Here is an 8,118-nt window from a genome sequence, read left to right as displayed (position 1 = left end):
GATGGCGACGGTTACGGAGGGATGCGAAAGGATGAACTTCAAAATGAACTGCGCCCAGGTCCCGGCACCGATCTCCGCCGCCCAGTCCGGCAGCGTCTCGCCTCCGAGCTGGCGCGTCAGCTCGCCTTGGCGAAACGGCCGGTTGACGATGACGGCCATCCCGCGCTCGGCCGCCAGCGGCAGGAGCCGCTCCTCCGCCTCGCGGTCGACGATGTTATAAGTGAGCTGCACGAAGTCGAGCGGATGCGCGCGCATGATTTGTTCGAACAGGTCGTGCCGTCGTCCTTCGGACGTCGTGATGCCGACATAACGGATCCGCCCGTCCGCCTTCTTGGCGAACAAGGTTTCGAGATGCGTTTCCCAGGCGACGAGGTTGTGGACCTGCACGAGATCGAAGCGCGGCACACCCCACAAGCGGCGCGACTGCTCGATCTGCGCGGGTCCGTCGGCGGCGGAGGAGGTCCAGACCTTCTCGGCGGAAAACAGCGCTTCGGGCCGGCCGAGCTTCTCGAGGCCATAGCCGATCACAGGCTGCGAGGAGCCGTACATGGGCGAGGAATCGATCATGCGGCCGCCCGCCGCGAAGAAGGCCGCCATCACCTCGGCGCACTCGTCGCGCAGCACCGGATCGTCGCCGACATTGAAGGTGATCCAGGTGCCCAGGCCCACAGCGGGAAGCATCTCTCCCGAGGAGGGCACGGCCCGCATCACCGGCGCAGGCGGCGCGCCGGGCGCGGTTCCCGGCAGCACCAGAGCCGCTCCGGAAGTGGCGGCAGCCTTCACGAACGTCCTGCGGGTGATGATCATCGTCTGCCGTCCCTGTACTCCCGACTACTTGTACTCCCGACCACAAGAATGGTTCCGGGCGATCGGCCTTCGCAAGGCTGATCGGCGGGGAGGTCGGTCTCTGGCAGCTGTTCGGAATATCGAACGCCTGCCTGAAATAGGAACGAACGGTGCAGGCCTGGGGTGCGCCAGCCGGCCCGATTACCTGGAAATGACTCCTGTCCTGACTTGATGGCGCTGGCGGGCATATGCCACGCAGCCGTCTACCGTGCTGACGCAGAGCGCATTGCGGTGGTTCTGCGTGTTGTTGTCGCCGGCGTAGGCGACCTCGGCAACACGGCCACCGACCATTCGGATTTGCGTGTTGCAATAGCCGCCAGGATCGACATTGAGCGATCCTCCAACCGTCGGGACCGCACCCACGGCCAAAGTTGGAATCACGACGTTGAGATTGCCGCGTTGAACGGTACGTTGATACGTCCAGATCTGGCTTCCGCCCGCATCGGCGGTGGCAGTCGGAAAGCCAGCGCACATTCGAACGTCCGCCTCGCTGAGACCGACCATCTCTTTGCGGGCTGCCGCCGTTGTGGCGTCTTCCTTTGAGAGGTTCGACGTGTCGTCAGGGGCGACGCAGGAGGACACGATCGAACTGCCTGCCAGGAGAACAACAACAAGGACAAGCGTTCGGATGCGGGAAGATATCATACCGACTGTAGTGATTTGCGCTGAGCCCCGAGAACCTAGTTAGGCAAGCAGATAATCGAGTCAACCTGCACAACTTCACGATGTCGTTTGTCATGACGCTCGGCCGACCTTGAGCCGACGGCGCCGATGCGATTATCGCCGCGATCGAAGCCCAGATGGGCCACGCGCACGCGCCGCTATCGTGCGCGACGTAAACGAGGCGCGATGCGCCTTTTGCAGCACGTGAAGTTTCCGGAACCCCGAACTGACGCGCAACGGCCGGACACCACTCATGCCTGCTCCGGAAGCTTCGGCGTTATGCGACGTAAAATACGTACTTTCCTGACATCAGGGATAAACAAATGCTTTTCAGTCGCACAAAATGATGAAACAATGAGATTGAGATCAGGGAAAATTCGATGCGCAACGTCAGCGGACATGGCAAACGCCTGTCCTATTACGATTTCGGGCACACCTCGGTGTACGCCTCCCGCTTCGACCAGCGCTTCCCCTATTGTGCCTATGTGCCCGAGGACTATGACGAAGACGGCGGCAAGACCTATCCGCTGGCGGTGATCGTGCATGGCACCGAACGCGGCATGCTAGCCTACCGGGACGCCTTTGCCGACTTCGCCGAACAGAACGGCGTGATCGTGCTCGCCCCGCTCTTCCCGGCGAATATCTGTTTTCCGGGCGATCTTTCCTCTTACAAGATGCTGCGCCAGGGCGACCTCCACTACGATGCCGTGCTGCTCGACATGGTCGAGGAGATGCGCGAGCGTTATCGCATCCGCGGCGACCGTGTGCTGATGTACGGCTTCTCTGGGGGCGGCCATTTCACCCATCGTTTCCTGTTCCTCCATCCCGAACGTCTACTGGCCGCATCGATCGGTGCGCCGGGCGTCGTGACGCTGCTTGACTTCGATCACGATTTCTGGGTCGGGGTGCGCGACTTCGAGAGAGTGTTCGGCAAGAACGTCGACCTCGACGCCATGCGCAAGGTCGCCGTGCAGATGGTGATCGGTGGTGACGATCTCCAAACCTGGGAGATCACCATCAAGCCGGAGGATGACTGGTGGATGCCCGGCGCCGATCTCGCCGGCGCGACCCGCAACGACCGGATCAGATCGTTGAAGGGCAGCCTGGAGAGACACGGCGTTGAGGTGCAGTTGGATGTCGTGCCTGGCATCGCTCACAACGACCGCGAGCTCATCGCCAAGGTCAAGGAGTTCTTTGCGCGGACATTGAATGCCGCGCCCGCCTGAAAAACTGCAGTCAACAAACTGGAGATAAAAAATGGGAACAGGATTGAGAATGGGAAGACGATTGATCCAGGTGCTGGCGGCAATCGCCGTGATGGCGTGCGCATTGCCGGCGACGGCGCAGGAGCAGCCGAAAACCGGCGGCACGCTCAAGGTTCGCATCAACGCCGACATCCGCGCCACCGACGGTCTCAGCCGAGACGCGAATACCGACACGGTGCTGCACCATATCTTTGAGACCCTGGTGGCATATCGCGCCGATCTCACAGTAGGACCGGCACTGGCCGAATCCTGGAAAGTGTCGGACGACGGCAAGACCTATGCCTTTACCCTGCGCGACGGCGCGGCTTTCCACAATGGCGACGCCGTGACCTCATCCGACGTCAGATGGAACTGGGATCGCCGCATGGACCCAGCCAACCAGTGGTTCTGCATTCCGTTCTTCGATGGCAGCCAGGGCCTTAAGGTCGAGCAAGTGGCGACGCCCGATCCACGCACCGTCGTCTTCACGCTCAACGCGCCGAATGCGCTCTTTTTGGCGCAGCTCGCCAGTGTCCAGTGCAATGGCTGGGTCGCCAGCCCGAAGAATGTCGGCGCTGACGGCAAATGGATCGCCGATTCCGCCATCGGCAGCGGCCCGTTCACGCTGAAGGAATGGGTCAAGGGCCAGTATTTGGCGCTCGAACGCTTTCCCGACTACAAGCCGGTGAAGGAGGCGCCAAGTGGCTTTGCCGGCAGCCGTGAGGCCTATGTCGACGAGGTGCGCTTCATCGTCATCCCCGACACGGCGGCGGCGGAGACCGCGCTGTTTGCCGGCGAGCTCGACGTGCTTCCCGATCTTGAATCATCGCGTGTCGAGGAAGCCAAGTCGCGGGGCATGACGGTGCTGTCGACGCAAGGCCTGTCATGGACGGCGATCCTGCTGCAAACCAAGGACCCGCTGCTGTCGAATGCCAAGATACGCACGGCGCTGGCGCATGCCGCCGACATCAACCAGATCGCCGCCGCCCGCACCAACGGTGTCGCCACCGGAGATCCCTCGGCCGTCGCCCAGGCGAGCTCGTTCTTCGACGACGAATTCCTTAAATGGCCGGAATACGACCCGGTCAAGGCTAAGGCACTGCTGGACGAGGCCGGCTACAAGGGCCAGCCGATCAAGATCCAGACCAACACCCGCTACCAGGGGATGTATGAGAACGCGGTGCTGCTGCAGGCGATGCTGACGGCCGCGGGCTTCAACGCCCAGCTCGAAGTGCTGGATTGGGCGGCACAGCTCGACAATTACCTCGCCGGCAAATTCCAGATCCAGTCCTTCGGCTACTCGGCTCGTCTCGATCCGTCGCTGATGTATGGCGTCATCCTCGGCGACAAGGCGACCGACCCGACGGCGCAGTGGGACAGCAAGGAGGCCCTCGACCTCTACACGAGGTCGATGGCGACGACCGACCCAGCGCAACGCAAGGCGCTGTTCAAGCAGCTCCATGCCCTCATGGCAAAGGATGTGCCGATCCTTGGTCTCTATTACGAGCCATCGGTCGACGCGGTGTCGTCGAAGGTGAAGGGCTATTCGGTATGGCCGGCGGCAAACCCCCGCGTATGGGGCGTCTGGAAAAGCGAATAGGAGCTGGCGATTGTCTGTTGCTCGAAAGATCGGAGGCGTGTTGTCCTCCGATCTTTCGTTTGAGGTACCCGGTGTGAAAACCTGACTCTTGGTTCCGGGGCCATAAACCCGCTCAGGGTGGGAAGGATCCTAAACTCACCAGCTCTCCGACGGCGCGTGTGCGCGCCAGGAGCGGTCGTTCGACAGCGATCCGAGCAGCGATGGCCGTTGTGCGTGGCCGAAGTGCTTCTGACGTTTAGTATGAGGTGACGGTTGACCGTGGAGGTCTGTGACCTAGCTTTGTGACCTAGCTTAAAAGTCAGGCGGACCGTCCAGAGCCGGAAATGGCGGAATGGTGCGCACCGTGGGAGAACTCTCGGGACGTGGAGATGCAGAGTTGCAAGTCGGCTTTCAGAGCCTGTGCGCCCTTGGCGACCGATAATCGGCGGCCACGGCATCTTCAAGCTTCGATTCAAATGAAAGTCAGCTGCGCCGGCCTGTCTATCAGCGCGCGACCGGCGCTCCGAGCACTGGAGGGATCTCGAAGCAAGTGACAGAGCGATCGAAGGCTTTAGCCAGCACAAGGCGAGGACCAAACACCGCTTCACGAACTGAGAATACACCCAAGAACGCACAGGCACGGCAATGCCAAATCCTCTTGCCGAAATTTACGCAAACGACGCAGATCTCGCCATCCTGGGCGGGACAGCAACACTTGCCTCGGTGGGCCTCTATCTTGTGCTCCGGCGTATCCTTATCGCGGTGCAACGGCATCGCCTCAAATCAGATGTGAGCGAAGGCGGATCTGATCCCCCCGAGGTGGCATCTTGGGATTGGGAAAGCCCGGCCGATCTTGCAAACGAGCCTGCTTCTTCTTCTCGGGTGGCCGTGCCCTCAGACACCGCAGACCTGGACGTTCGGCGTCAGGATGCCAATTACCTTCGGTTCGGGGTGCGAATCGAGTATTTCGACGTGAGCTCCGAAGCTTGCGAGAGCTCGTCTGCGGCCCAGACCAACGTTTCCGCGACGGACATACCGCAATCCGGCCGCCTTGCGACATCGGTCAGAGAAATCGCTGGCTATGTTCGTAGGCAGGTGGCGGCTAACCTTGCCGCCGTAAGTAGTCCAGTATTGAGGGCTCTGAGCCGTATGCCGACACAACTCGCCCCCGCGGAACGTGGGGAGCGAATTTGTGGGTCAGCATGGGACCAATTGGGTCATAAGGCTTCCCTGCGCAAAGTTGCTCAGTTGGCCAATCCGGCGCATCGCGGCTTGAATGTCACAGCTCGAAGGGGAGGGGTCAGCCTGGATCCCGAGCCGACCATCGTAACGGCCTCCCCTCCTCGCGTTCGCAAGCCGATCGGTCTTGTGCCCCGCTTGGGCGTCGCCGCAATCTGTCTGGCCGTGCCGCTTAGCTATGCGATGACGAGACAAAACTGGGTCGAAAGCGCCCCCGCCATTTCGCGGGCCCGAGGCACGAGTGTCGACTTGCTCAGCCCGGATCTCGCGGCTGCCCGGGCGCAAGTCGGGGCAGCCGGTGGTCAGGCAGCCGCCGCAGGGGAATTGGGCGGCCAGGAGCACCGGGTGGCGGAAGGCGAACGCGCAAGGAGCGCTGTTCTGCAGGGAGCACTCCTCGAGTCGCGCAAGCAGATCGATGCGCTGAGGACAAGCATGGCAGCCTCCGACAACGCACGCGAGGAGCGATTGCGCAACGAGCTCGCGGCAGCCCGCACCCTTGACGCATTGCGGCGCATAGCGGGAGATGCCCGCACAATGCTGAGCGAGGCCACCAATTATGTCTTTGCGGAGATGCCCGCTGCTCATCTGGAGCGTCAGCGAGCCGAATGGCGGGCGCGCGAACTGTCGCGAGCGCGGGCGAAAATTGAACAGCTTGAGGCCGAGGCCGCCGAAGATCGCGCCAAGGCCAAGGCATCGCTGGCGCAAGCGAGCGGAATGCTCGACGACGAACGCCGGAAGTCAGAGAACCTTCGTGGGGACCTCGCCGAAGTGAAACTGTCCAATGCCGCACTCATGGAGCGCGCGGACGCGGCTGAGCAGGAGTCACAGCGAGAGTAGGAGTGGAGCAGACCGCAGCCGAGACGGAGGGCGCGCTGGCTCGAGAACGCGCTGCAGCAGCGTCGATTCGTGAGGAGCTAAAAAAAGCTCGGCTCGAGCGCCACGCGTCTGAACAGGAACGAGCCAGAGCGGTGTCAGCGAGAGAGCGTGCCGAGCAGACTGCAACCGAGACGGCACAGGCTCTGGCACGAGAACGTGCTGCAGCAGCGTCGACGCGTGACGAGCTGCAAAAAGCTCGCCTCGAGCGCGTCGCGGCTGAGCAGGAACGAGCCAGAGCAGTCTCAGCGAGAGAGCGTGCCGAGCAGACTGCAACCGAGACGGCGCAAGCGCTGGCACGGGAACGCGCTGCAGCAGTCTCGACCCATGAGGATGTCGATAAGGTTCGCCTCGAACGCGCCGCCGCCCGAGCACTTTTGGTACGGGTCACCAGGCTGAAGGAGGCTCTGGACAAGCAACGTGAAGCCAATGTTTCTCTTGCCCGCGACTTGGCTGCGGCGCGCGCGGACAATGACAGGCTTAGGACTGAGCGTCGCAGCGCGCAGATTGAGCGACCGCTGAAGCCGCGCTCCGGCCGCGCAGCAGCCGCTACCGGCCCGGTGAAGGCTGTCAGCCAGAAGACTGCACGTAGCAAGGTTCGCAACCCGTCGCGGATTACCCGGGTGCGTTCTCTCACGCTTCCCTATTCCCTCAGGCCGAGACACGCGACATTGGAGTGATTTCCAAAACGACTGCGCGGTCCTCCTATCGAAGGCCTTCGGAAGGCATTGCCTCGCACCCGCTCACGACGCCGCGGCCACTTCGGGCAAAACAAGGAGCTATGCCAGGATGAAATCACCCGTTCGAATTCATCCTGCTCTCGTCGGCGAGGAGTCTGCGCGATGCGCTATGTCAGCCCGATCACGCCGCCAGTCGCGTTCAATTCGCATTTGATCGGCGCCTGCCGCGTCTCCACCTTGCCCTGCCGTACATAGTCGATGCTGACCTCAATGGGAGCCGAGATCGTGTCCGGGCTCAACTGATGTATGGAACCTGCGCTGCTGACGCGCACACTGGTCGCGCCAAACGGGGCGGCGGCCGACTCGATTGCATCATGGCAGGCGCGAACGACTTCATCCGGGAGGCCCGGCAGCGCTTTGATCGGACTGACCGTTGATGGACTGTTGACGTCACTGGGAGGCTGGAGGCTGGGCGGAAGGCCGACCGACCGTCCGGCCTCTACGGACGGGACGACACTGACGGCAGTGGTGGTCGTAGTTGCCGCCACTGCCGCCGTTGCAGCGGTGCTGGTCCCATCGTCATCCACCGGTGGACTACTGCTGGAGCCGCTGGGCTTGCCGCCAGGTCCTTTGTGCGGGCCGCCTTTGCTGCCTTCACCGTGATGGCTGCCAGCGCTATTGCTTCCGCCATGGCTGCCAGCGCTATTGCCTCCGCCACCATGGTCGCCAGCGCTATTGCCTCCGCCGCGCTGGCCGCCGGCTGCAGCTCCTGCGCAAGCTACTGCGATCGAGCAAACGAATACGAAATATGCCCAGCTGGATTCAGGGGATTGACGCACGACCACCTCCATAAAGTGCGTCGGTCCAACCGTCTTTCCGCGGCATGCAGTCAGGACGGCGCAACCGCCGCCGCCCCCAGGCAAACTCGCGACTAAGGCGCCCACGGAGGTAAACTAGGGGATGAATTTGGTGTATCAAGGACGCGGTGCGTAGT

7 protein-coding genes are annotated in these 8,118 nt (G+C 62.3%); 5 read left to right on the top strand and 2 right to left on the bottom strand.

The genetic code is table 11. The features are described from left to right. The coding region (locus EOA86_RS13225) for an aldo/keto reductase (protein WP_164891729.1) at positions 1-807 on the bottom strand (807 nt) is incomplete at its 3' end. Positions 808-1,017: 210 nt separating this feature from the next. On the opposite strand from EOA86_RS13225, the gene EOA86_RS38595 reads away from it, so the two are divergent. The 5 genes from EOA86_RS38595 to EOA86_RS38585 all read left to right on the top strand — a co-directional run bounded on the left by EOA86_RS38595 (position 1,018) and on the right by EOA86_RS38585 (position 7,124). After that, on the top strand, positions 1,018-1,389 hold the full coding sequence (locus EOA86_RS38595) for a hypothetical protein (RefSeq protein ID WP_206630014.1): 372 nt from the start codon (positions 1,018-1,020) through the stop codon (positions 1,387-1,389). A 500-nt stretch (positions 1,390-1,889) separates the two neighbouring features. Further along, positions 1,890-2,735, top strand: coding sequence for a hydrolase (locus tag EOA86_RS13215; RefSeq protein ID WP_029350534.1), 846 nt, complete (start codon positions 1,890-1,892; stop codon positions 2,733-2,735). Positions 2,736-2,784: 49 nt separating this feature from the next. Continuing rightward, on the top strand, positions 2,785-4,353 hold the full coding sequence (locus EOA86_RS13210; protein WP_245497255.1) for an ABC transporter substrate-binding protein: 1,569 nt from the start codon (positions 2,785-2,787) through the stop codon (positions 4,351-4,353). Between the two features lie 624 nt (positions 4,354-4,977). Continuing rightward, positions 4,978-6,408: a hypothetical protein gene (locus EOA86_RS38590; protein WP_164891727.1), complete on the top strand. Its 1,431-nt coding sequence runs from the start codon at positions 4,978-4,980 to the stop codon at positions 6,406-6,408. Positions 6,409-6,539: 131 nt separating this feature from the next. Beyond that, positions 6,540-7,124, top strand: a complete 585-nt coding sequence (locus tag EOA86_RS38585) for a hypothetical protein (RefSeq protein WP_164891726.1) — start codon at positions 6,540-6,542, stop codon at positions 7,122-7,124. A gap of 167 nt (positions 7,125-7,291) precedes the next feature. Here EOA86_RS38585 and EOA86_RS38580 read toward each other — a convergent pair whose 3' ends face one another. Continuing rightward, positions 7,292-7,711 carry a hypothetical protein gene (locus tag EOA86_RS38580; protein ID WP_164759566.1) on the bottom strand — a complete coding sequence of 140 codons (420 nt, stop codon included), beginning with the start codon at positions 7,709-7,711 and terminating at the stop codon, positions 7,292-7,294. Between the last annotated feature and the right edge of the window lie 407 nt (positions 7,712-8,118).

The sequence above is a fragment of the Mesorhizobium sp. M5C.F.Ca.IN.020.32.2.1 genome, assembly GCF_004023105.1.
GTDB classification, from domain to species: domain Bacteria; phylum Pseudomonadota; class Alphaproteobacteria; order Rhizobiales; family Rhizobiaceae; genus Mesorhizobium; species Mesorhizobium wenxiniae.
This window is presented reverse-complemented; position numbering and strand designations above follow the sequence as displayed.

Coding starts and splice junctions, on each gene's coding strand:
- EOA86_RS13215 (WP_029350534.1), top strand. CDS start 1,890: ATGCGCAACGTCAGCGGACATGGCAAACGCCTGTCCTATTACGATTTC.
- EOA86_RS13210 (WP_245497255.1), top strand. CDS start 2,785: ATGGGAAGACGATTGATCCAGGTGCTGGCGGCAATCGCCGTGATGGCG.
- EOA86_RS38595 (WP_206630014.1), top strand. CDS start 1,018: ATGGCGCTGGCGGGCATATGCCACGCAGCCGTCTACCGTGCTGACGCA.
- EOA86_RS38590 (WP_164891727.1), top strand. CDS start 4,978: ATGCCAAATCCTCTTGCCGAAATTTACGCAAACGACGCAGATCTCGCC.